Source organism: Morganella morganii H1r (assembly GCF_000633515.1).
In the GTDB taxonomy this organism is placed as follows: Bacteria; Pseudomonadota; Gammaproteobacteria; order Enterobacterales; family Enterobacteriaceae; genus Morganella; species Morganella morganii_B.
The window spans coordinates 1-24,067 of record NZ_AYMP01000017.1 but is presented as its reverse complement, the minus strand read 5'-3'; the positions used below and the strand labels follow the sequence as shown (position 1 = coordinate 24,067).

Below are 24,067 nucleotides of genomic sequence, written 5' to 3'. Positions count from 1 at the left end.
GACCACCTCAAATCATGAATAACCCCTCATTTTTGCTGTTAATTCTGTAAAAATCACTAAATGAATATTTAAAAAAATAATAACAATATGAAAAATAAAAAAATATATTTCTGATAACAGGAATGAATAATAACAGTAACATAAAACAAGCAATTTCATGTGTTGTATATTCCTGTTATAAAAAGAAATCATCTTATCTTTTATTTAAAAAACACCATAAGGAAATAATTCTCAGCAAAGTACCCTATTCTGACTGACAGATTCAGTTCCGTTTTTTATTCAGAGAGTCTCTGCAATAGTAAACCCGGGGCAGCTCAGCCAATAACCGGGTAACCGTTAAAATATAGCAGGACTCTGCTCAGACCAGCCAAATTTATAGTATATGTAAATTTTATTATTTCCGGAGTTTTTTATGCGTTGGTATCCGTCCCGTATTTCAACTCGTCTGACGATCGGTGGCATTCTGCTCCTTGCTGTCACCACGGCTATTATTATTATTGTTATGCTGTGGCGCGGGCAGCCCCGTGTGGTGGAAATTAATACCGCATTAATTGAAGAAACCGGACACGGCCTGACCTCCAGAGTCAGTACCATTTTATCTCACACCGGCGGAAACACTGTCAGCCTGGCGCGCATGGCAGAGGTTCTGCCCAATGATGAGGCGCTGTACCGTTATATCCCGCCTAACCTGATTGAAAGTAACAGCCTGATCACCGGTGGCGGGATCTGGCCGGAACCGGGGGCATTCACGCCCGGAATTGAGAAACGCAGCTTTTTCTGGGCACGAAATCCGGCCGGGGAACTGGTCTTTTCTGATGAGTATAATAAAGACAGTACCGATAATTATCATAATGAAAGCTGGTACCAAAATGCACAGGATGAATCAACAGAACGCTGTTTATGGTCAGATGTTTACAGCGACACTGTTTCCGGTGTGAATATGGTAACCTGCAGTGTGCCGTATAAAACGGGCGGGAAATTTTCCGGTGTCGTCACAACAGATATCCGTCTGGATAATATTGCCGCCATTATGCAGCAATACGGTAACAGCACCGGCGGTTACGCCTTTGTGACAGACCGTCACGGGCAGCTGATTTATTTTCCCGGTGATGACAGTAAAAAATTTAAAACCTTTGATGAGCTGGCCGCCCAATCCGGCTGGCTGGCACCGGTGGCTGCCGGCCTGAAGCTGCAGGATTCTGAGCAAACCGCTCCCGGCAGCATCCGCATTGATCACGACGGACAACTGAATACATCGTCACAGGTGATGCTGTTCCCGATGGCAGATACCGGATGGGTTATCGGCCTTGCCACGCCGGAAAGCCGGGTAACCGGTCTGGCGAACATCATGATGCAGGATGTGCTGGAAGTCCTGCTGCCGGTTATGACGCTGTTATTGCTGGGCTCCTGGTTAGCAATCCGTCGTCTGATCACCCGCCTGAATGAGACATATAACGCACTCGATGATATTGCCCGCGGAGAAGGCGACCTGACGAAGCGTATGGCGATAGCCGGTAATGATGAAATATCGGATATTTCACGGGCATTCAATCTGTTTGCGGACAAAATATCATCGATGCTGCTGACCGTACGCAGCAGCAGCGCTGTTGTCGCGGAAAATACCGTCAGCCTGGCCGATAATAATAACGAGTTATCAGTACGGGTTACACAACAGGCCGCAGCCCTGGAGCAAAGTGCGGCGGCAATGGAGGAGCTGAATGTCACCGTGCGTCAGAACAGTGACAACACACACATGGCCGATAAACTGGCAGAAACCACCGCACAAACCGCAAGCCGCTGCGGGGATATGATGCATAATGTTATATCAACAATGAGCAATGTCAGTACATCATCCGGGCGGATGTTTGAAATTGTGTCAGTCATCGACAGTATCGCATTTCAGACCAATATTTTGGCCCTGAATGCGGCGGTAGAGGCTGCGAGGGCGGGTAATTCAGGCCGGGGTTTTGCCGTTGTTGCGACTGAAGTCAGGTCTCTGGCTCAGCGCAGTGCCCGGGCAGCCCGTGAGATTAAAGTTCTGATTGACGAGTCTGTTCAGAATATTAAAACAGGCAGCAGCCAGGTGCATGAATCCGGTGAAACACTGAGTCAGTTGGTGGAGGATGTCCTGAAAGTCAGACAGCTGATGAGTGATCTCCGGGTTGCGGGAGAGGAACAGAGTAAAGGGCTGGCTGAGGTTACCATGGCAGTCACCGAAATGGATACCACCGTGCAGCAGAATGCCACTTTAATTGATAATGCTGTCTCACGGACACAGCTTCTGAAAAGTGAAGCAGAACAGCTCGCACAGATGGTCTCCGTTTTTAAATTACCGGAAACACACTGATGTTATGAATATATTTACCGGCAGAGAACACCCTGCCGGTAAATATATTCTGACTACGCATCAGAAACCGTCTCTTTATCCAGCATGCCTAATGTATTCGCTATTTGGCTGTCAGCATCCGCCGGGGGATTATAGCTGCCAAAATACAGCGTCAATGGCTCACATTCGAAATCATGATCTGTAATAGCATCACGCCCTTTTTGCATATACGTGTTAATAAAATTAATAAATGCATTATTTTCATATTTCTCACTGAGAAATAAGCTACTGTGATCGGATGCATTCGGTTGAAACAAAATCGTGTCCAGTCTGTTTTTTTCGGTATTAAATGAAAACAATTTTATAAATACATTATTATTTGGTGTTGCATATCCGGCATCTTTATAGCGGGCCATATAGACTTTGTTATTTTCCCATGTATACAAAATTTGACGTGTTCTGTCTAAGACCAAGATGGGGTAAGGTCCAAAAAAAGCCGATTTACCTGTAATATACAGGCAATAACCAATTCCGAATACCAGTAGTATCGTTAAATATATTGAATACTTTGTTCCCGCATAAAAACTCCCGGAGTAGTACGATATTACATAATCAAATACACCGGGTTCTTTATCAAAAAAAGGACGATATCGTTCTGTACCCTCAAGTGGATCTCTTGAGTTTTCATCATACTCTTTATATATTTCAACATCTGAAATAAATGACTCATAATTTGAATAATGACTCTCGAAAAAAGAATTCATCAAAAAAATAAAAGTAGCAAAGACAACTAAAAATAAAGGAATTGAGACAACCTTTCGATGCTTAAAGTTAGTGGACTTTATTTGACATTGTTCCTGATTTATCTTCAGCAAATACGGGCTGTCTTCCAGAGAACCCGTAAAACGACAGTCTTCCTGGTAAGACGTGATTTTTTGCGTTTTTAGTTTATCAGGAAACATTGTTCCCATAAAAAATTCAAACATTACAAATGTCTCTTGTTCAATAAAATCTGATAAATAATCAGTCATAATAAATATGACGATAAAAAAAGAATCCGGTGTTACCTCCGGCGACTTACCCCGCTGCGACCAGCACTCATCCGCCGGAACATCCGCAAATCGCTTTACAGGCATTCACCTGACTACGCATGACGTTGCTTCCTTGTATCCCGCTTTGCCAGAATTTGTGTAACCTGTTGTTCAAAATCGTCGGGAAGCGGATTTTTACCAAATGACAGGAATGGTTTACGCGCCTGATAATCCGAGGCTGAAACAGCATCCCGTCCCTGCTGCATATAGGCATTGAGGAATGTCATAAAACGGTGGTTTTCGCTGTCCGTACTGGTCAGAAAAGCCGAATAATGCGAGACATTCGGCCGGAAGAGAATTGTTTTCAGTTCACCGGATTTCTGGTCAAGACCATAAAGTTTGATAGCGGGCATTTTACCGGCTAACCCGATTTGCGCCTCTTCATAACGGGTTACATATACTTTTCCCATACCGTAGCTGTACAGAATACCCCGTTGCCTGTCGGCAATAAGGTGTGCCGGAGGAACAAAGAAAGCCAGATACCCAAATATCCATAACGCCCCAGGGAAGAGAATAAGCCAGCCTATAACAATATATTTTCCATATTGTCCATTCATAATAAAATCACCTGAATCATATGCTTTTATGTATTCCAAAACCCCAATACCTTCCTTTCCAAAATAAGGTTTATACAGCTCTATTAATTTTAAAGAAAGCTCATTTTGATATCTATTATTACTATATTTTTCTTCCACATGCTTAGCCATAATTTCAATTGATAATTTATTATCAATATGATTATCAATAAAACCAAATAGTGTATAACACGCCATAATCAGGATAGCGATAAAAAAAGGAATTATGTTGGTTAACTGACTGTTACGCTGCGGTGAGTTAATCACACAATGCTGCTCATTCACAGCATCCAAAAACACCAGTTTACGGGGGGCTAAAGGGTCATCATAGGTGTGACTTTCCCCGGTTAATAATGTTGTCTCCAGCTGCTCAGGATGCCTGGTTGCGGTATATAAACTGGTCATGCGGTGCCCTCTTCATCAATACAACCATCGAGGTTAAACGGGGAAATATCCCCGTTAACCCAGTCATCACCGTACACAGACGGAACAGAATATTTTTCGTTCATATCTCTGTATTTAACCTGCTGCAACCAGCAGGCACCCACCGGAACATCCGCATGTCACTTTATGGCCTTCGAGGGCAACCGGTATGCCGTTTATTTTCATCAAACTGTCACCTTCCGCGATTGTCCCCGTCTGTTCACACGACGGGCAATATACCGGGTCCCCCACACAGGCAATTCCTTCCGTTTGTTTCGCAACAGAAGAGCCCCGGAGAACGGTGCCTCCGGTATTGGTGGTATCATTTTTTAAAATGATCTTACGGCCATTAACCTGACTGCGCATTATTTTAATATCCTTAAACCATCGACTCTGTTTAACAGCAGGTAATTCATACTGAGCGCTTAATTGACTCGGCCAGACGAACTTCAGTGTCTTCATCCGGGGGTAAAACCGCATCTACCTTACACACCTGCTCCTGTATTTGCTGTTCAAGATCCTCCGGAACAGGTGCATCCCGGAAAATACGGTAACGCTTCCGTGTATACGGGGATTCGGCTAACGGCGCCAGCCCGTTAAATATATATTTGGTTATATACCCCAGTCCCCAGGCATTATCATTATCACTTGCCGTTCCTAAATAACTGAAAAGTGATAAGTTGGGAAAGTATTTATACGGGACTAATGTGCCTTCATCATCAACACGGTATAAAAATAACGCCAGTGTGGGACGAATATCCGCAAACTCAATTTGTGAGTACCTGGCAACATAGACGTTCATTTTCATATCCCAGGTATAGAAAAGTTGTTTCTCCCTGTCGCAAATTAATGGCGGCCTGTTTCTTATAATAAAGCCCCAGTAAAAAAATGGTATGGAAAACAGAAGAGGGCTTAATATAGCAAATAAACCCACCATCACCGATGAACTGCTACGATAACAATAATAATAATGCAGAAAATCCCAGAATGATAACCGGCCGTCCTTGATATATTTTTCTTCCGGCCACTCTGTCCTGATATCGGATTTTAATATAGCTACATTATTTTTTCTTTTCTCTTTGCTTTCCATCATAGCTAAGATACTGTATTCCGTACTTTTCCATTCATCAATATAAATATAATCAAACGTAAACGCCGCTGACAAAAACAGTATAATGGCCAGAGGTATTGCCAACATTGTGCGGGTATTTGCAGAGGCATGCCTGATGACCAGACGGACATTATTAATTTTATCAACAAACTGAAGAACCTCCATCTGCTTATGCGGCATCCGGGTAGTTTCCGTCTGTGATAACGGTTCATAATAATCACTTAATTTGTATTTTAGCTCCATGACTGTCCTCCTGAACGGGCAACCATTTTTCCGTAGTGTGTAACATTCAGGCTGGCAATACTGCTGCCATTCCAGTCATAACGTAACGGGGCAATCGTATCGTCAAATGGCCGGTAATAAATAAAAATCTCATTATCAAAATAAAAACCTTTCGGCGTATTTATAGTGAGCTCAAGGGTCGTACTCTGTCTGTCCGCATTGTAAATATAATGTTCTTTTATATCGTCAGATAAGGTAAATTCCAACTCTCCATATGACTTCTTAATATAAGATGTCCTGTTATATAAAAAATAATCATCCCTTTTCTTATACTGAGACGCCACAATTTTATTTTTTGTTTTTATTGTGTTGCAAAACTGATAAAAAAACTGCGACTCATACGGTATGAAATTACTCAGTTCCATTTTAAATGTCAGTACCTTATTGGTATAAGTCCATTCTAAATTTGGCATATAAAAAAGATTGATAAACTCCTGATTCTCTATCAGGAAACCGTCTTTATATTTATCTTTATCACTTTGCGCAGACTCTAATCTTTTAATATATGGTTTCTTTTCTTCGCTCCAGAAAGGGTATTTTTCAGAATTACCCCAAAAACAACACCTGATTAATGTCTCCAGGTCATTCCATTCCGTAGCCAAATCGCCGGTAACACCCAGCAGCATGGTAATCGTCCCGACAAACAATAATACAGGCCAGGAAATAGCTGTACTGCCTGCCATAAACAGGCCTCCGGCAATGCCCAACGCCATCATCACATAACCGGCCCCCGTGATAAGTTTGAAGGTCATATTGAGATCATTACCAATGCGGTACGAGTTATGCGCCTCATAACCTGAGATACCCGCCGAAACAACGGCACCCGCCAATCCCAGGTAGCGGAAACTTTTCATCACACCCAGCTGGTTAAGGAGCGGGGATTTCGGCAGGCGCGCAACCGCTTTGATAATCCGGCTGTCTGAAAACAGCTTTAATTTTCTCAGCTGCCGGGCACCACTGACCGTTATCCGGGTGTTATCAAAAGCGGCAATAAAGGCTTCTGACATTTTTAAGCCGTAAAGCGTTAAGTAGCGCGACTTAAGCGGATTATTACGCTGATGCACACTCTGATTACTGAGCGAGAAGATGACCAGGGTATTTAAGCAAAAACTCAGACCCGGTAATGATTTGTCGATATAACTCAGGACTCTCTGACCGTTAACCGGGCTGTCTGCCGTCCCTATCCGGCTGAATGCGTCCGCTGTTTTTATGATCCGGGGGATCTTTATCCACTTATCGTCCTTTAAACGAGCGGTCAATTTATCCCAGTCAAACAGTCTGGTTCCCATACCTGCTGTTTCCGGTCTGGGTTTATCCGCCGCACGGCTCCCACTCATTTTTTTAAGCTCATCGTCCAGCTCCTGCCCAGATACGGTATCGGTGTTGTAAATATCGATGTTAATGCCAGACAGTACCGCGTATTTTTTAGCAACATCCGCCATTAAAACCCGCCCTTTCAGGGCAGACGTATCTTTCCCGGACGTCCCCATATACAGTAATGATGCAGAGAATCCCTTACCAAAAACCACAAAGAGTTTATCTAAGGCTTTAATCAGGTGGTCTTTCACATCAGGTCGTTCGGTTATCTTGTTATTCAGGAACGTGTGCAGCGGGGTGAGAATATCTTTCCAGTCTTCGGTTAGGCTGCTTTTCTCTGCCGGTAGGGTTTCCGAGTAGGTTTTAAAAGCTTTTTCACCGCTCTCGGTATCCAGCATCATCGTCGCAACAACCGGCAGAAGGTCGTATTTCTCGGACAGGGTATATTTCTGCACGTAGTGTTTCAGCAGTTCCTTATCCTGTAATTTTTTTACTGTCTCTGATGAGGTCAGCTCCTGACAAAAGAAGCGTTCGAGCACAGCTGCTCCCAGCTCCGTAAACTGTAATGCGTTGGTTATATCATAAAGTAAATCCGCAAGATAACCGATTTCCCGCACCCCGCTTTCATCAGCTGGCGCGGTAAAAAACACAAAAAGACTTCCCAGATGTCTTTTAAGACCGTCACAGGGGGCATTGGTCAGTTTTTTATTAAATGCAAACGAGTTATACAACGACAAAATATCGGCTTTACGGGCATTAATGCCTGTAATGATATTTTTAATTCCCGTCCAGTCCCTGTCCCATTCGGCCTGATTCAGACTGTCAGAAACGGTCTTCCGGATCTCCTCAGAATCGTTTTTCAGTAACGCCTCAATATAATTACCGATGGTAATCGGGTAATCGTAATTGTAGAAAAAGGATTTCAGATAGGTCACGAGGAAACGGTAGATTTCAATGATATCTTTCTGACGCCCGACCGGGTCATGCAGGATAACCAGAGTCCCTTTTTCCCCCTCACCGTAACACGCCCGGAACGTATTTTCCTTTTTGACAGGGTCGATAACATACCCGTTCTGCGTGGTTGCCTTGCTGAGTATGCAACTGTAACCGTCTTCTAAATCCACATCCTCATGGTAGCGGGAAAACTGTTTATCCGCAGGTTTATAGTCTTCGACAAGCGCTGATAAATTATCGGCACTGAGCTCCAGTGTATATTTATCTTCGCTATCCAAATCAATAGGTTGCATTACGCTCTGTCTGAGCGCGATGTCATCGTTGAGCTTCATGAACATAACCGGTGACAACGGCACATCGCTGAACAGCAGACTGATTTTTTTAATGTCTTTTTTAACAGGCAAAAATCCCTGCGGCGGGCAGCTCTGAATTTTTTCCCGGTATTCCTGTTCACCGTCATCCCACACATACTCAGAGAATATTTCCGTCACACCGGTAATATCATTATGACCTTCTGTTTCATTCAGGATATGCCTGAAAATCAGAATACCGGCCGGAGCCTGAGACCCCCGGGCTATCAGCGGCTCTTCTTCTTTGACATACACCCACCCCTCCCGCAGCACACGGGCGGCATAACCGCCGGTTTCCTGATGGGATTCAGCCCGGAGCAGGGTCCCGACCGGGGGAGGCAACTGAGGTTTCAGCAGCTCTGTTGTGAAATAATTCATATACGCATAGCGAACCGGGTAAACAGGTCGTATATTACGGTTACAGGGTGCAATAATGCTGGTGGCATCATCGCTGTCAGAAAAAAGTTTGTTGGCTCTGTCAACGATATCAGTCAACATTGTCATACTGTGTGAAGGCATTCGCTGTCTCCCGGAATCCGGCATTTGAGTATTAATTCAAGATAATGTAGTGCGCGCACGATCTGTGACGATGAATACGCCTCCGCCGCCTCCCAGCGGGAAGCCCGGTTTTCATCCGGAAAACAGATTTCAGCGGTCAGGAAGTAATAAAGGGCTTTCGGGTGTGTCAGCCCGAGCAGATACGCCTGATTCAGTGTCCGGATAATCAGGTTCTTCCTCTCATCTGCCGGTAAGCCTGCACCTGATGAATCCGCCGGGGCCGGGAGACTCTCCTCTATTTTGGTTATCAGTGCCGCCTGACGGGCCTGCTGAAATACCTGCTGTAAATACGGCGTAATAGTGACACGCTCAGGAGTAACCTTATTGTTCTGCTCAGGGTCATAAGAAAGCACACAGGCATTCCCCTCATGTAAAAACCGGCAGCCGGTAATTCCCTGAAAAAAATGTCTGACTTCTGCGGTATTCAGATGTGATACCAGCAAATAAAAAATACCGGGGTCATAAAAACGAAAAAAGTACCAGGTGGTGTTATCCGCAACCGGGAGGTAAGTAAACTTCCGGAAATGATGGGATAATGCGGCGAAATCCCGTGAGGAATGTAACAAAATGCCCGCCGGATTCTCACAACACCATGTCAGAAACTGTTGCTGGGTTAATGTCCGTTCCGGAACAGAAGGAATTTCAATCAGGTAAGGAGCATAATCTTCTGATGCAGCCAGTGCATCTCCCTGCAGCAGGCATCCCCACCGGCAATTAAGGGAATACAGGACAGGTAAAATAAACTTTCCGCTGCAGGTATGATACAGGGCGCCGTCGATCAGCAGATAAACCCGGCCCTCCTCCGGTATGCATTCCGGTGAGCTGTCAGCATTCAGCGTGAACCAGTCCTGTTCAATGGCCGGAGGACAGGTAATTTTCCGTTCTTCGAAAATCAGCGCCGTCCGTCCGGCCATGGAGTGCAGGGCGCGGATACATAACCACTCCGCTTCCCGGCTTTGTTCAAGATACACCGTTGCCGCAATAAGCGATTCGTAATAAAACGAAGAAAATCCCTGAGCCCTGAAACAGGCCTGAAAGACGCCAGCAGCAGAGAACTCGCTCTCTGCATGCACCAGCATTTTTCCCCGGCTGGCATTACCGTCTTTTTCCTTATAGTATGCCAGGACCCAGTATTGGTGCAGATTATGTGATGATATTAACATTTACTGACCTTCCGCTTTCATCGCTTTTGCCCTGCAGTCTTCCGCCAGAGGAACCCCTTCATGTGTGGCCGCATTTAGCGAGGCAACCGTTCCCGGCGCACCTGCTGCGATTGACACCGGGCCTTTCAGGGTAATATTTCCGGTGATCGTCACGCCCTGCCCGTCCAGCTGAATAGAACCGGCTTTTCCTCTGATAAGAACAGTGTCGCCTGCCTGCAGCGTATGCACCCTGGTGTGTGTGTGAATGCCGCCTCCGGCGGTTAATGTATAATCGCCCTGCACAACACTCTGTTTGTTTTCACCCACTTCCTGAAAATGCCCGGCCCGGATCACTTCTTTCCAGCTGTTATCAATCCGGGTGATACGGTCTTTACCTATCTGCTCAAACTGATTCACACCGATGTTCAGCGTCTGCTCATTCGTAACATGAATAAATTCGTCATGACATACCTCGTGCTTACGGTCATTCACCACGGTATGCACTTCATCATGTCCGATATGCTGGATTTTGTTGTGGTTAATATGGATGTTATTGTCCCGCTGGGCATGGAGGTAAATCTCTTCACTCCCGTCTTTATCCTCAAACCGCAGCTCGTTAAACCCCTCCCCCTTATGGGTTTTGGTACGGAACGTGGTGCGGGTTTTCTCGACCGGCAGCGTCAGCGGCGGACTGTTGCGCCCGTTATACGTGCAGCCGGTGATGATCGGGCAATCGATATCCCCGTTAAGGTAAGAAATAATCACTTCCTGCCCGATACGCGGGATCGACATAAACCCGAAACCGTCCCCGTTCCAGCCGTGGGCCACCCGTACCCAGCAGGAGGCGCTGTGATCCGGTCTGCCGCGCCGGTCCCAGTGAAAACGGACCGTGACAGCGCCATCAGCGTTGGTATAGATTTCCTCCCCCGGAGGCCCGACGACCGTTGCCAGCTCGTTACCGTCAGCGGTCGGTTTATAGCGGAACGGCGGACGCCATTCCTGAGCGCCCGGGATAAACTGCACGGTATTACTGAAGGTGGTCCCCTCACCGCCGCTGTTGTCTGCCAGGGGCTGCACACCCCGGTGACTGACACTGATTACCTGCCATGACTGATTCATGGCTGCTGACGGGTGGTTTTTCAGGGTAAAGAGCTTACCCGGCCTCAGCGCAAAGCAGTTGGTGCCCGCACTCCCGGTCTGACGTTCATTCTGGGATTGCTCATAGCGCAGCATCGTAAAGTAACCGCCCTGCTCATCCTGCTGAAAACGGCCGTAGCTTTCAAAGGTGGTGTGTTGCCGGTGAACATCCCCGGTCAGCTGATGTTCAAGGGGATAGGAGGGATTCTGCGGGTTGTAATCTTTGTGGATCTGAATATCACCGCATAACTGTTCAGCATAGCGCCAGGAGAATGCCGTGCTGTCGCGGGTGTCTGTATCCGCCTGCGGGTTGTAGGTCAGGTGAATACCCGCTGTCATGCCGAGATGACTGTCACTGTAAAACAGTTTCGGGCCTTCCTCGGACCAGAAATTAATCCCTTCCTCAAAAGCCAGACGACACCAGAAATCATAAGCGGATTCCCGTTTCTGGGTGATGTAATCCCGCTTACCGTGCAGTTCGCCATCGTAAAATTTCAGGTCATTTTTAACATGCGCCTCATTCAGCAGGGTTGCGAGAACTTCCGGTACGGATTGCTGACGGAAAATGCGGCTGTCCTGGTTGAGCGTCATGATCCACATTTCCGGGCGGATAACAAACTGATACCAGGTTTTGTTGCCGTCGGTATTACCCTGTTCGGCGGAAGCCAGCAGCCCCTGCACGGTACGGACCTTAACACCGTTGCGGGTGACCGTCAGTGAGGCTGCAGAACCGAGACAGGCCTGAAAATCGACTGACGGCAGAAACAGATAAGGAAAATAAGGCAGAAAGCGTTTCATCCAGGGTGAACGTGGTCACCCGGAAGGTGTTTTCCGGCAGCCGCCCGATTTTACAGGTAAAGACCAGTCCGGAATTGCCCGGCAGCAGATCAGAAAGAGAAGGAACCACAACAACTCCGTACAGTAACAGTCACGGACAGCAGTTACCCGGATGTCCGCAGAGAAAACAAAAACGATCCGTCCGGATAATGGCCGGATTATATTGACAGTGCTTCAATTGGTGCACACCGGACATGCCTGCAACTGCATGTTGTTATCAGTCAATACACATGGTGCTGAGCCGCGGGATAATAAATTTCACTTATCGTTCTGTAAAGATCCGGAGGAAAGTCCGAACCTCACAGAATGAGTGACTCAGGTCAATGTAATCCAAAAAAACAGAACATCAGACCATTTGTTAATCCAATTATGACGTTGGTGACTTAATAATCCCGGATATAAAAAAGACAAACCATCCTGTTTTTTAAGATAACGCGATAACTCACTGTAAATAATAAATAAAATAAACTTTTCTTTGGTGATCACAGAAATAAAATATGTAACAAAATAAAAAATCGGTATAACAATTTGAATAATAACAATAAAAATAAAAAATCATAAAAACCATGCAAAAACCCCGTGCTTTCCGCTCTGCCGCAGGCGACATAACCGGATAAAAACATTATATTCTGCTGTTTTGTTTTTATTTCATTATGTTATGCCATTCCTGAATCAGCCACGGCGATACCACCAGTCTCTGCATCTGTGCATCTGCGGGTCGTTTCCCTTTGAACTTATTTGCAGATATCGCTTCTCATGAGGAAGCAATCAATAATATGCGTATTTTTCACTCTGGCCATTTTTGCAATAAACCCGGAAATGGTGCAGTTTTAATGCGGGTCTTACATCTGAGGTGTGCTGATATTTTCCTTTTTTACCAATACAATTAGTATTAATACAATCTTACATTAAAATAATTTACATCTGATTACTCATTATATATATTCCCGCCCCTTATAATTTCAGGTAATGGTAAATATATGGATTGGTATTCAGACGCTATTAATATTAACTATTTTAACTTTAAAGGCAGAGCCAGACGAAAAGAGTATTGGATGTTTGTCCTGATTGATACTGCAATTATAGTTTCTCTTTATCTTGCTATACTTTATTCCGCAGATCTTTACTCCCGGGATTTTAATGCCATTGGTTTTGTATTAACGGTATTTTTTGTGATTTATATCATTGTGACGTTTATTCCCTCTCTTTCAGTAACAGTCCGTCGTTTACATGATACCGGCAGATCAGGCTGGTGGTTATTGGCCTTATTAATACCCTTTGGTGGTATTATTATTTTTGTATTTTCTTGCCTGGATAGCCATCCCGGGGACAACAAATTTGGCCCGAACCCCAAAAATAATCATCCTGTTGCACCGTAAAAACCGGATGGCGTATTAAACAGGCTCTGTATAAAACTGACCGTCCGGCAATAGTCTGTGTATAAACTTAAGAAAACAGCACGAATTAACAAAATGTAGCAATTCCTGAGTTAAATAAAATATTTAGATATGGCAGACTATTAACGCAATGTCATTAAAGTATATCTGGAGTGAAAATGAAAGTTGCCCATCTGATTAACCTCTCCGGTTTTGGTGGTGTCGAAAAACGGTTTTCCATGTTTATGGAAAATAGTCAATTTGATAATACAATCATATGCTGTAGTAACACAATTGATGACAAAATATCTGACTTATTTGACGATAAAAAAATCATCTTCGCCAACAGAATTTTTAACAATTTTAACATAAAATACCCGACAGCCTTAAGAAAGAAAATACTTATTGCCAAGATAAAGATGTTACAGCCTGATGTCTTAATCATATGGGATTTCATGCCACGTATAGACCTGAGTGAAATAAAATGTAAGAAAATATATTATGATTGCGGATGCGGGTGGCGACATCCGCAAAATAAAAAAACAGATGACTTTTTCAAAAATATCGACAGCGTTATATCCAACAGCAACGCTTCTAAAAGAATCATTCAGTTGCGATATAATTTCAATAAAGATATCAACGTTGTGCTCAATAGGCTGAATATGCCAATATCACCGGAGCCAAGAGATATATCTGGTGAAAGAATTGTTCTCGGGACAGCATCAAGACTGGTTGGGATCAAAGGTATAGGGATATCCATACTTACAGTAAAAGAGCTGTTAGATAATGGCGTTAATGCATTCCTGATTATTGCTGGTGACGGTGACAACAGGAAAGAACTTGAGAGACTCACAGAACGTCTTTCACTACAAGAAAATGTCGAATTTATTGGTTATCAGTCTGATTTAACAGATTTTTATGATAAAATCGACATATACCTCAGCACGCCGGTGACTGAAGCTTTTGGCCTTTCCTGCATCGAAGCAATGTCTCATGGGATCCCTGTTATATATCCGTTGATTGACGGGCAGCCGGAAGCTATTAAAAATGAATATAGTGGTATAGCCATAAAACCGACTCTCTTACCGGATGAATATAAAGAAAAAACAAATATCAATATTGACTTTCCATATGATGTCTATGATCCGACTGATGATAAATTAACATCAATTAAACTTATATCACCTTCTGATTGTATGGATGCGATTCACCATATCATTAATAACTATCATGACCTGAGTAAAAACGCTCTTGTATGGTCAAAAAATACGATGGATTTTCCTTTTTTTATTAATGAGTTTGAATCAGTAATCGCCGGTTGAGAAAGATAAAATAGTGTACCTTTATATCAGCCAGTCATTCACAAAATCTGACATTACGTTACTTGTTACAGCAAAATATCAATTCTCCTGTAATGATCTTGTATGACCCGTACCTCCGGTTTTACAGGCATGGATAAAACCCTGGTATTTTCCAGGGTATTTAACCTTTGTTTAAGTTTATCCCGTTACTATCACTAAGATTGTTCTTATATCAGATTCAATCACTTTTCTTACTATTATTCCAATTTATACCAACTCTTTCAGCCCGTTCCCCCCACGGTTCCGGGCTATTTTTTTATAACATGAACTCAGCACTGAGAGTCTCTGCATGCCGGGATTTGATTACCTTAAACTAATAAGACTGATACCCATTATGGAATAGCATGGGATCCATATACATAAGTGATGATTTTGTCTGAGAAAAATCCTCAGTTTCCGGTTCCGGGAATAAAGCCTCATAAGGAACACCAAATATATTTATTATCTTAAATACAATACTGGCATCTATTTTATTGATTCCCCGCTCATACCTTGATATCTGTTGCGGGGATATTCCCAGCTGATTTGCTAATGCTTTCGTTGTCATACCGTTACGGTGTCTTAAGCTGCGGATATTCTGACCTACAATAAAATTTATATCTTTCACAATGTCTCCTAATCAACACATATTAAGAGTAATCCATGCCGTGATTGACAACAAACAAAACGACCAGAAATTGATCAAAATATCGTTTTTGTTTAGCTTTTATTTAATTTAAGGTTACATTTTCTTACTGTTTCATCCTGCATGCTTTACCTGCCGCCTGCTTCTGATGTCAGCACCGCCCGTTCAGATGAACCATTTACCGCGAAATGGTACCGTGCGTCACCATGATGAAAACACGGCAGGGAAAAACGCATATGGCTATTTTTAAATTCAGAACACGCATTTTATGTTAGATTTTAGCGTAAATACTCTGTATATTTGTAATTGCATTATTTAGTGCGACCATTTTACTTAAAAGCTTATGTTTTCATGCCGGTTGCGTTTAACCGGCTTTTTTATGTCTGTGGTTTCTGTTGTTCAGAAGAACCAAACATATGAGCTATCCGGACATCCCGGAGAGCTGAGTTATCCCCGTCTTAGTTTGTTCAAACCGTTCCGCTTTCGTTTCCGCACCAGAACCCGGCGCTTACCTGTCCCGATATACATCACGTTGCTGCACCATACCTGACGGAGCACTGTCACTGCGGACTGATGTGCAGGGTGATATGGCGTTATATAAAATTAATTCTGAATTTGACGGGAATACGTGTTACTGAGGGAAATAGCGATATAGCAGCGTGCAAAAGTACAAAAACTTTCTGCTGCCGGGTATTCCGGAGAACCCGCATCGTACCTTCGGATTTTTTCGGATTAAAGCCTGATTTATCGGGGTTTGGGAGACTTCAGAAGACGTTGATAGAAGTGAAGATGGCGGAGGAGGAGAGATTCGAACTCTCGGACGGTTTCCCGTCGGCGGTTTTCAAGACCGCTGCCTTAAGCCGCTCGGCCACCCCTCCGCAATGACGAGCACTATAGTCCCCTCCCCGTCCCTTGTAAAGTCCCGGATTGTCTGAATGCCGGAAATTTAGCCATTTCTCAATGTGTTAGCTGATTTTATCATCACAATCACCGCTTTCTTTCTTCTGATGCTTGGGATAACGGCAAATCTTTGCTACATTTTCATTCTCATTTTCAGCAGGTTCCGATTATGTTTGTGTTTGAAGGGCGTGAAATCGCCACAGATCCCCACGGTTATTTACTCAATGTGCAGGACTGGCAGGAGGCCATGGTGCCGCTGCTGGCTGAACAGGAAGAGATTACCCTGACAGAACAGCACTGGGAAGTTATCCGCTTTGTACGGGATTTTTATCTGGAATTTAACACCTCACCGGCTATCCGTATGCTGGTGAAAGCCATCACTCAGAAGTATGGCGAAGAGCGCGGGAACAGCCGTTATCTGTATCGCCTGTTTCCGAAAGGCCCCGCCAAACAGGCAACAAAACTGGCTGGGCTGCCGAAACCGGTGAAGTGTATCTGACCGCCGTTTATTCGTGACGGACACGGAATACGGTAACGTCCCTGTAATCGCAGGGCGTTGCGATAACCTCAGTCACTTTCGCCCCCGGCGGCCCGCCCGCTTCCAGCCATGCGGTCATGGCGTCCAGCACACTTTCATCACCATACGCCTCAATTTCCACGCTGCCGTCATGACGATTGCGGACAAAACCGGTCACATTGTGGCGTTTTGCCCAATAAAATGTTTGATAACGGAAACCGACGCCCTGAACACGTCCGTATACGGTAAAATGTCGTCCGTTCTTCATTATGTCGCTCCTTTTTCTGAAAATATCACTATTTTTATCTGTATCACTGTCCGCAGGTTGTAATTTTATCCACTCCCCGATAACCTGAAATTGTCAGCTGTTGCTGATTGCAGTGATAGGAAACAACTATCTGTTAAGGGATTGAATCTGTCATCAGTACCCCCCATATTAGTAACAGAGCAAAGTTTCTTCGGAGGTGATTATGATGATTTCAAGTAAGTTCGGTATCGGACAACAAGTCCGCCATAAGCTGCTTGGCTACCTGGGCGTGATTGTCGATATTGATGCTGAATACTCACTGGATCAGCCGGAAGAGGACGATATCGCATCCAATATGAACCTGCGCTCTTCGCCCTGGTACCACGTCGTGATGGAAGACGATAACGGTGAACCTATCCATAGCTATCTGGCAGAAGCCCAGATCACCTATGAGATGGATGAAGACCACCCCGATAACATCACAATGGATGAGCTGGCTGAGTCCATCCGTAACCAGTTACTGTCTCCCCGGTTGCGCAATTAATACACGAAGAGCCCCGCCACTCACATGCCGGGGCTTTATTTTTGCTTACTTTTCCAGCCCCAGACGCGGGATTTCAATTTTCGGACAGCGATCCTCAACAAACAGCATCCCGGCGTTTTCCGCCAGTGCTTTCGCCCCGCTGCTGATAATTCCCTGCTGCAGCCACAACACTTTCGCTTTTATGGCTATCGCCTCCTGTGCAATACCCGGCGCGGCATCCGCATTCCGGAAAACATCCACCATATCCACCGGCTCAGGAATATCAGCCAGCGAACCATACACCAGCTGCCCGATCAGGGTTTTTCCCGCCAGTTTCGGGTTCACCGGAATCACCCGGTATCCCTGTCCCAGCAAATATTCCATCACATGATAAACAGGGCGATCCGGTTTATCGCTCGCACCGGCGACAGCAATTGTTTTTACCTGCTGAAGAATACCGGTCAGAAATGTGTCATTCATAGAAGCCTCTTTTATGATCCTGCGCGACAATCTGAGTTATAGCATACTGAATTGAAAATCACCTGTTGGCGGAACGCTTTTTTTCGCTTATGTTATTGAATAACATTTATTCGCCGGAAAAGAGAGCGTTATGGAATCGACCACCCGAGTACTGACCAGGCATAAAAAAATCGCCCTTGTGGCTCACGATCACTATAAAACCAAATTACTGGGCTGGGTTCAGCGCAATCTGGCCAAATTAGAAAGCCACGAACTGTTCGCCACCGGTACCACCGGTAAGCTTATCAGCCGTGAAACAGGGCTGGAGATCACCGGTATGCTGAGCGGCCCGATGGGCGGGGATCAGCAGATCGGGGCAATGATTGCGGAAGGGAAAATTGATGTGCTGATTTTCTTCTGGGATCCGCTCAATGCCGTTCCTCATGATCCGGATGTGAAAGCCCTGCTGCGTCTGGCGACCGTCTGGAATATTCCGGTGGCGACCAATATGTCCACCGCCGATTTTATTATTCACTCGCCGGATTTCGACAATGATGTGGATATTGTTATTCCGGATTACCACCGCTATTTAAGTGAGCGCACTCAGTAACGGCGTTTTGCGGCGGTGGTGACTGACCGCCGCCGCTTTCCTGTTCAGGGCTTTTTCACCCGGCTGACGCCCATATCCGCCAGTTCTTCCGCGAAGCAGGACGGAGAATTTTTGTCATACAACAGCCAGACCTGCTTTTTTGCCCGGGTCAGCGCCACATACATCAGGCGGCGCTCTTCCGCATGCATAAATTCCTCTTCCCGCGGCAGTAATCCCTGCTCAATAACCGATTCCCGCGCCGCCGCCGGGAAACCGTCCCGTTCATCGGTCAGTCCGGTAATAATCACGTAATCCGCCTGCTGACCTTTTGAGGCATGCATGGTCATAAAACGGATATTGAGATGCGGCCAGCGGGTGGCCGCCACCGACAGAATCTCCGGTTTAAGGTGGTGATAACGTGCCAGGATCAGAATCGTCTCTGCTTCGGTCACATAACCGCTCATTTTATTCAGTAATGCTTCCAGCTGGTTGTCCGGCAGTAACAGAACCGCTTTTTTATCCCCTTTCATCAGGCTGTTCAGCGGTTTGGTCAGCTGCTGCGGGTTACGCTGAATAAAGCCGTTGGCAATTTCCCCGATACGGCTGTTAAAACGGTATGTGGTATCCAGCGCACACTGCCCGCCCTCACCGAAGACCGCGCTGAAATCCGTGGTCAGCGTCAGCTCCGCTCCGCTGAAACGGTAAATGGCCTGCCAGTCATCACCGACAGCAAACAGTGTGGTCTGCGGATTCTGAGCCCGTAAAGCATGGATCAGTTTTGCCCGCAGCGGTGAGATATCCTGGAATTCATCCACCAGCACCGCTTTCCACGGCGAGATAAAGCGCCCTTTTTCAATCAGGTTCACCGCCTGATGAATGAGCCCGGAAAAATCTGTCGCCCCCTCGTCTTTCAGAGCACTTTTCCAGGCTTTTAAAAACGGGGCCATCAGTTTGATTTGTTTTGTGAATTCCGGTGCGATATCCGCCGGGGCGGATTCGATCATCACTTTCTGGCTGCCGCCGTTCATGCGCATCAGGCTGAGCCAGCGGTCAATCCTCGGCACCATCCGGCGGCACAGAGTTTCATCTTCCCAGTATTCCCCTTCATCCACCAGCCAGTTCATACTGCCGCTGATAAGTTCGCGCCAGCCTTTTGCCTGCGCTTTTTTCTCACGGCACTGCGTCTGCCAGACCGATTTAATCAGTTCATGACGGGCGGCTGTGTCGCTTTCCAGCGTACTGATAACCGGCGATTTGGCGGATGCCTCGCGGATAATATGCAGTGCGAGGGCATGAAAGGTTTTACTGCGGATCTCTTCTGTGTGCAGACAGGTGCGGATCCGTTCATTCATTTCGTCCGCCGCCTGCCGCCCGAAGGCCAGCATCAGGATCTGATCCGGCAGCGCCTGCTGACGGCGCAGCAGCCAGCCTGCCCGCGCCACCAGTACCGAGGTTTTACCGCTTCCGGCTCCCGCCAGTACCAGCACAGAAGGCTCACCATTGACCACCGCCTCACTCTGCGACGTATTCAGCGGGGAGGATTCCACATTGGCAAAGAAATCCGCATAGGTTTCAAGGCATTGTTCTGTCCATTCACGGTTGCGCTGACGGCGTTTTTCCCCGGTGTGACTAAGCCAGTCCAGACAAAACTGATATGACTGCGCGCAGTTATCAAAATTGACCAGACGCGCACGGGGCAGCGGCAGTGCCGCAAAAGCATGCAGAATGTTGTCACGGAGTTTCTGACTTTCCGGCTGTGTCAGCCAGCGATCGGCCTGAATCATCGCCTTAATGTCACTGACCTGTTTATCCAGCACCCCCGCGCTGACCACGCTCATTTCATCACTCCAGCGTGACCAGATATCAGTAACATACTGATAAAACGCCTGAGTTTCCTGCCACTGGGTACCGTGCAGACGCACAACCTGCTCATCCGGCAGTTCAAACTCCAGTTCGCCCCAGACGATACCGCGTTTACATTGAATATTGATTAACTCATTGAAAGGAATAACATACCGGTGTTTTGCCCCGCTGACTTCGATACCTGCGTTGAGTAACCGCACGCGGTTGTAAGGATGCCGGGCCAGTGTCTGCCCCATTTGTGTTGATTTTAATTCCATGTGTTCCGCACCGTTACAAGATTGAAATCAATATGTGATAAAACCAGATGTGGTAAAACGTATGCCAGCGCCATACCATTGCCATATTACAGGAAAGACACAATTAGTTTACTGCCAAATTCCCGTTAAGGGTATTTCTGACTCACTGAGGTTATTGTGCTTGCAGCGTTTCTCGGCTTCAGCCGGTATATTTATAACAGCCATTTTCTTTATTATTTCCGCATTCTGATTGCGCTGACAGGGACCACACTGGTGCCGTGGCTGCTGCACATGCCGCCGAAGGTAACCATTGCCCTGACGCTCGGGATGGTGGCCGCCGCACTGACAGATCTGGATGATCGGCTCGCCGGGCGTCTGCGTAATCTGTTTATCACGCTGATCTCTTTTTTTGTCGCGTCTGCGTCAATTGAACTGCTGTATGACCACCACCTCCTGTTTATGGCAGGTCTTGCCGTATCAACCAGCGGGTTTATTCTGCTGGGTGCGCTCGGGCAGCGTTACGCCACGATTGCCTTCGGGGCACTGCTGATCGCGATTTACACCATGCTGGGAAAAAACCTGTTTGATGACTGGTATCAGCAGCCGCTGTTACTGCTGACCGGGGCGGTCTGGTACAACCTGCTGACCCTGACCGGGCACCTGTTTTTCCCTGTCCGTCCTCTTCAGGATAATCTCGCCCGCTATTATATGCAGCTCTCCAATTATCTGGAGGCAAAAGCGAACCTGTTTGATCCGGACATAGAAGAAGATTATCAGCAATCCGTCTTTGAACTGGCGATGGCGAACAGCGCGCTGACGGAAGCGATGCATCAGGCAAAAATGACCCTGTTTTCCCGCCTGAAAGGCGATCGCGGACAACGCAGTACCCGCCATGCCCTTCATTATTACTTTGTCGCCCAGGATATTCATGAGCGGGCAAGCTCATCCCATATTCAGTATCAGAATTTAAGTAATGAACTGCGTTACAGCGACATTATGTTCCGCTTTCAGCGGCTGATGACCATGCAGGGACACGCCTGCGCCGCTGTTGCACAGGCCATTTTGCAGCGCCGCAAATATCACCATAACCCGCGTTTTGAGCGGACGTTTTCGTATCTGGAAAACTCCCTCAACCTGCTGGAGCAGCAAAAACCCGGCAACAGCAGTGTCATGGCACTGCGCCATCTGCTGACCAACCTGCGCGGGGTTGATGCCCAGCTGAAAGGGCTGACCGCAGAGCAGACGCAACTTCCGGCAGAAAAAATGCAGGAAGATGCGCGCCTGTCCAACGAAAACTTACAGGGACTGCGTGATATCTGGGCACGGGTCCGGCAGAACCTGACGCCGCGATCCGCCCTGTTCCGCCATGCTATCCGGATGTCGCTGTTACTGTGTGCCGGTTATGCCATCATCCTGACCTTTGATTTAACCCGCGGTTACTGGATTATGCTGACCAGCCTGTTTGTTTGTCAGCCGAACTACAGTGCCACACGGCGCCGCCTGATGCTGCGTATCACGGGGACACTGGCAGGGATCCTTATCGGCCTGCCGATCATGTATTTTGTGCCGTCTTATGAAGGACAGCTTATTCTGATGGTGCTGTCCGGGCTGATGTTCTTTGTGTTCCGTACCAGTCAGTATGCCCAGGCCACCATTTTTATCACTCTGCTGGTGCTGTTCAGTTTTAACCTGCTGGGTGAAGGGTTTGATATCGCCATTCACCGCATTATTGATACCCTTATCGGCTGCGGACTTGCCTGGTTTGCCGTCAGTTATATCTGGCCGGACTGGAAATACCGCCAGCTGCCGCTGGTGATTGACCGCACGATGCAGGCAAACGGCCGTTATCTGGAACAAATCCTGCAGCAGTATTACAACGGTAAAACTGACAGCCTGGAGTACCGGGTTGCCCGCCGTGATGCCCATATCAGCGACGGGGAATTTGCCTCGGTGGTGGCGAATATATCCTCAGAGCCGAGCAGTTACCGCACATCGCAGGATGAGGCGTTCCGCCTGCTTTGTCTCAATCACACGCTGCTCAGTTATATTTCCGCGCTCGGGGCCCACCGCACCAAACTCACGGATGACACTATTCTGCGTCTGCTGAATGATGCTATCCGCTATATTGAGACCGCCCTGCAAAAAGGACACCGGGAAGATTTGCAGATTCAGGCTATTGCGGATGCACTCGCACAGCGCCTGGATAAATGTGCCTGTGACAATAACAGCACCGAGCAGCTGGTACTGGAGCAAATCCGTCTGTTACTCAGCCTGACACCGGACATTACCGGGCTTATCCGGCAGATCAATGATAAAGAGCACAGCCGGCAGCCTTCCGCCGGACGGTTCCGCCGCAAAAAACAGACTGCGGCGGAAGAAACACCGCACAGCTGACTTCTGCTCCCGGGGAAAAATTCATTTCCCCGGGATGGCCGTGCTGTTTAGTTCAGCCTGCCGTGCCAGTGAATAAGATCCTCCCGCAGTGCTTTCGGTAATACTGCACTGTGGCACCCCTCAATGGCTCCCGCGATGGCAAACAGTAATTTCAGCTCATTCTGCGGCCGCGCTTTGACCTTCAGAAAACTCGCTTTGGCGCCCAGTAAATAGAGATCATCCACCCTGCGGATCCCTGCCTGCCATAAACGACGTTCCAGTGCCCTGTCCACATTCGGCAGATCTTTAATCCGCGACGGCAGCTGCTGACGTGACTGTGCATGTTCCCGCGCATGCAGGTAGGTCTGGTAAAAAAGAAACTCACACTGCTGAGGGCACTGCCATACCGCGTCCGGTACGCGGTAGTAGTTAATCCGCATCGGCAGGATCCGTTTGGGATACGTGAACCGGTCACTCAGTTCCAGCCGGCAGAATAATTCGCGGGTGGCTTCTGTGCTTTTCAGCCAGAGCTGGCTGTTGGCTATCAGTGCGAACGTGACGCGGTCAATGGATAATCCCATACACCCGAACTGTGATTTCAGGCGGATCCGGCCGAACGGCTGTGTGCTGTGTTGAAGACGATCAAACTGAACATCTGACAATTTCAAATAATCCTTCATATTATCAGTCCTTTGAAAGCAGGTTAAACGTATCGTTGTGTCATTCCCTGACTGAGCTCAGCTGTCGCCACAAAATAAGGAATGTTTCTCCGATTGCCAACGATAAATTCGTATTTGTATCCGGCAAACCTGAATTTTGCGAGTTGTATGGAAAAAATTTACTTGATCTGAGTAGAATTGGATTATACTGTATACATATGGGTCTTCCCCGATCA

Annotated in this window: 18 protein-coding genes, 1 tRNA gene and 1 pseudogene; 7 read left to right on the top strand and 13 right to left on the bottom strand. The window is 46.7% G+C overall.

What is annotated here, in order from left to right; translation table 11 throughout:
• The first annotated feature begins 412 nt into the window (after positions 1 to 412).
• Entirely contained in the window at positions 413 to 2,347 is a 1,935-nt protein-coding gene (locus tag U868_RS0110790) for a methyl-accepting chemotaxis protein (protein WP_025153300.1), read from the top strand.
• Positions 2,348 to 2,400: 53 nt separating this feature from the next.
• Here U868_RS0110790 and U868_RS0110785 read toward each other — a convergent pair whose 3' ends face one another.
• The 7 genes and pseudogenes from U868_RS0110785 to U868_RS23600 all read right to left on the bottom strand — a co-directional run bounded on the left by U868_RS0110785 (position 2,401) and on the right by U868_RS23600 (position 12,173).
• Complete coding sequence (locus U868_RS0110785; RefSeq protein WP_025153299.1) at positions 2,401 to 3,462, bottom strand: hypothetical protein; 1,062 nt, start codon at positions 3,460 to 3,462, stop codon at positions 2,401 to 2,403.
• Positions 3,463 to 3,470: 8 nt separating this feature from the next.
• Entirely contained in the window at positions 3,471 to 4,397 is a 927-nt protein-coding gene (locus U868_RS0110780; protein ID WP_025153298.1) for a hypothetical protein, read from the bottom strand.
• Positions 4,398 to 4,511: 114 nt separating this feature from the next.
• On the bottom strand, positions 4,512 to 4,781 hold the full coding sequence (locus tag U868_RS0110770; protein WP_025153297.1) for a PAAR domain-containing protein: 270 nt from the start codon (positions 4,779 to 4,781) through the stop codon (positions 4,512 to 4,514).
• Positions 4,782 to 4,827: 46 nt separating this feature from the next.
• A complete protein-coding gene (locus tag U868_RS0110765) occupies positions 4,828 to 5,769 on the bottom strand; it encodes a hypothetical protein (RefSeq protein WP_025153296.1) in 942 nt (313 codons plus the stop codon).
• Complete coding sequence (locus U868_RS0110760; RefSeq protein WP_162817226.1) at positions 5,760 to 8,948, bottom strand: toxin VasX; 3,189 nt, start codon at positions 8,946 to 8,948, stop codon at positions 5,760 to 5,762. The genes U868_RS0110765 and U868_RS0110760 overlap by 10 nt, the downstream gene beginning before the upstream one ends.
• The gene (locus U868_RS0110755; RefSeq protein WP_025153294.1) at positions 8,930 to 10,150 is read right to left on the bottom strand and encodes a DUF4123 domain-containing protein; all 1,221 of its coding nucleotides are present in this window, start codon (positions 10,148 to 10,150) and stop codon (positions 8,930 to 8,932) included. The genes U868_RS0110760 and U868_RS0110755 overlap by 19 nt, the downstream gene beginning before the upstream one ends.
• Positions 10,151 to 12,173, bottom strand: a pseudogene (locus tag U868_RS23600) (type VI secretion system Vgr family protein).
• Positions 12,174 to 13,083: 910 nt separating this feature from the next.
• On the opposite strand from U868_RS23600, the gene U868_RS0110735 reads away from it, so the two are divergent.
• Together U868_RS0110735 and U868_RS0110730 are read left to right on the top strand one after the other, a co-directional pair.
• Positions 13,084 to 13,482, top strand: coding sequence for a DUF805 domain-containing protein (locus U868_RS0110735; protein ID WP_025153292.1), 399 nt, complete (start codon positions 13,084 to 13,086; stop codon positions 13,480 to 13,482).
• Positions 13,483 to 13,658: 176 nt separating this feature from the next.
• Entirely contained in the window at positions 13,659 to 14,801 is a 1,143-nt protein-coding gene (locus U868_RS0110730; protein ID WP_025153291.1) for a glycosyltransferase, read from the top strand.
• 352 nt (positions 14,802 to 15,153) lie between these two features.
• Here the strand turns inward: U868_RS0110730 and U868_RS24090 are convergent, their stop codons facing one another.
• Positions 15,154 to 15,447: a helix-turn-helix domain-containing protein gene (locus U868_RS24090; RefSeq protein WP_051583045.1), complete on the bottom strand. Its 294-nt coding sequence runs from the start codon at positions 15,445 to 15,447 to the stop codon at positions 15,154 to 15,156.
• An 808-nt stretch (positions 15,448 to 16,255) separates the two neighbouring features.
• Positions 16,256 to 16,343 (bottom strand) — tRNA-Ser (locus tag U868_RS0110720).
• 191 nt (positions 16,344 to 16,534) lie between these two features.
• Between U868_RS0110720 and tusE the strand changes: the two genes are divergently transcribed.
• A complete protein-coding gene (tusE, locus tag U868_RS0110715; RefSeq protein WP_004241806.1) occupies positions 16,535 to 16,864 on the top strand; it encodes a sulfurtransferase TusE in 330 nt (109 codons plus the stop codon).
• A 7-nt stretch (positions 16,865 to 16,871) separates the two neighbouring features.
• Here tusE and U868_RS0110710 read toward each other — a convergent pair whose 3' ends face one another.
• Positions 16,872 to 17,150, bottom strand: a complete 279-nt coding sequence (locus U868_RS0110710; protein ID WP_025153289.1) for an acylphosphatase — start codon at positions 17,148 to 17,150, stop codon at positions 16,872 to 16,874.
• A 202-nt stretch (positions 17,151 to 17,352) separates the two neighbouring features.
• Here U868_RS0110710 and hspQ point away from each other — a divergent pair, with 202 nt between their 5' ends.
• On the top strand, positions 17,353 to 17,673 hold the full coding sequence (gene hspQ / locus U868_RS0110705) for a heat shock protein HspQ (RefSeq protein ID WP_025153288.1): 321 nt from the start codon (positions 17,353 to 17,355) through the stop codon (positions 17,671 to 17,673).
• A gap of 45 nt (positions 17,674 to 17,718) precedes the next feature.
• On the opposite strand, the gene U868_RS0110700 is transcribed toward hspQ, so the two are convergent.
• On the bottom strand, positions 17,719 to 18,132 hold the full coding sequence (locus U868_RS0110700) for a CoA-binding protein (protein WP_025153287.1): 414 nt from the start codon (positions 18,130 to 18,132) through the stop codon (positions 17,719 to 17,721).
• A 130-nt stretch (positions 18,133 to 18,262) separates the two neighbouring features.
• Between U868_RS0110700 and U868_RS0110695 the strand changes: the two genes are divergently transcribed.
• Positions 18,263 to 18,721: a methylglyoxal synthase gene (locus U868_RS0110695; protein ID WP_025153286.1), complete on the top strand. Its 459-nt coding sequence runs from the start codon at positions 18,263 to 18,265 to the stop codon at positions 18,719 to 18,721.
• Between the two features lie 44 nt (positions 18,722 to 18,765).
• Here the strand turns inward: U868_RS0110695 and helD are convergent, their stop codons facing one another.
• Positions 18,766 to 20,820 (bottom strand): DNA helicase IV, encoded by a 2,055-nt coding sequence (gene helD / locus U868_RS0110690; protein ID WP_025153285.1) that lies wholly within the window; start codon positions 20,818 to 20,820, stop codon positions 18,766 to 18,768.
• Between the two features lie 156 nt (positions 20,821 to 20,976).
• Here helD and yccS point away from each other — a divergent pair, with 156 nt between their 5' ends.
• Entirely contained in the window at positions 20,977 to 23,193 is a 2,217-nt protein-coding gene (yccS, locus tag U868_RS0110685) for a YccS family putative transporter (protein WP_025153284.1), read from the top strand.
• A 47-nt stretch (positions 23,194 to 23,240) separates the two neighbouring features.
• On the opposite strand, the gene U868_RS0110680 is transcribed toward yccS, so the two are convergent.
• The gene (locus U868_RS0110680; protein ID WP_029991022.1) at positions 23,241 to 23,852 is read right to left on the bottom strand and encodes a TfoX/Sxy family DNA transformation protein; all 612 of its coding nucleotides are present in this window, start codon (positions 23,850 to 23,852) and stop codon (positions 23,241 to 23,243) included.
• Positions 23,853 to 24,067 lie beyond the last annotated feature (215 nt).

Coding starts and splice junctions, on each gene's coding strand:
- U868_RS0110730 (WP_025153291.1), top strand. CDS start 13,659: ATGAAAGTTGCCCATCTGATTAACCTCTCCGGTTTTGGTGGTGTCGAA.
- U868_RS0110765 (WP_025153296.1), bottom strand. CDS start 5,769: ATGGAGCTAAAATACAAATTAAGTGATTATTATGAACCGTTATCACAG.
- U868_RS0110790 (WP_025153300.1), top strand. CDS start 413: ATGCGTTGGTATCCGTCCCGTATTTCAACTCGTCTGACGATCGGTGGC.
- U868_RS0110735 (WP_025153292.1), top strand. CDS start 13,084: ATGGATTGGTATTCAGACGCTATTAATATTAACTATTTTAACTTTAAA.
- U868_RS0110710 (WP_025153289.1), bottom strand. CDS start 17,150: ATGAAGAACGGACGACATTTTACCGTATACGGACGTGTTCAGGGCGTC.
- U868_RS0110755 (WP_025153294.1), bottom strand. CDS start 10,150: ATGTTAATATCATCACATAATCTGCACCAATACTGGGTCCTGGCATAC.
- U868_RS0110770 (WP_025153297.1), bottom strand. CDS start 4,781: ATGCGCAGTCAGGTTAATGGCCGTAAGATCATTTTAAAAAATGATACC.
- tusE (WP_004241806.1), top strand. CDS start 16,535: ATGTTTGTGTTTGAAGGGCGTGAAATCGCCACAGATCCCCACGGTTAT.
- U868_RS0110700 (WP_025153287.1), bottom strand. CDS start 18,132: ATGAATGACACATTTCTGACCGGTATTCTTCAGCAGGTAAAAACAATT.
- hspQ (WP_025153288.1), top strand. CDS start 17,353: ATGATGATTTCAAGTAAGTTCGGTATCGGACAACAAGTCCGCCATAAG.
- helD (WP_025153285.1), bottom strand. CDS start 20,820: ATGGAATTAAAATCAACACAAATGGGGCAGACACTGGCCCGGCATCCT.
- U868_RS0110780 (WP_025153298.1), bottom strand. CDS start 4,397: ATGACCAGTTTATATACCGCAACCAGGCATCCTGAGCAGCTGGAGACA.
- U868_RS0110680 (WP_029991022.1), bottom strand. CDS start 23,852: ATGAAGGATTATTTGAAATTGTCAGATGTTCAGTTTGATCGTCTTCAA.
- U868_RS0110760 (WP_162817226.1), bottom strand. CDS start 8,948: ATGCCTTCACACAGTATGACAATGTTGACTGATATCGTTGACAGAGCC.
- U868_RS0110785 (WP_025153299.1), bottom strand. CDS start 3,462: ATGCCTGTAAAGCGATTTGCGGATGTTCCGGCGGATGAGTGCTGGTCG.
- U868_RS0110695 (WP_025153286.1), top strand. CDS start 18,263: ATGGAATCGACCACCCGAGTACTGACCAGGCATAAAAAAATCGCCCTT.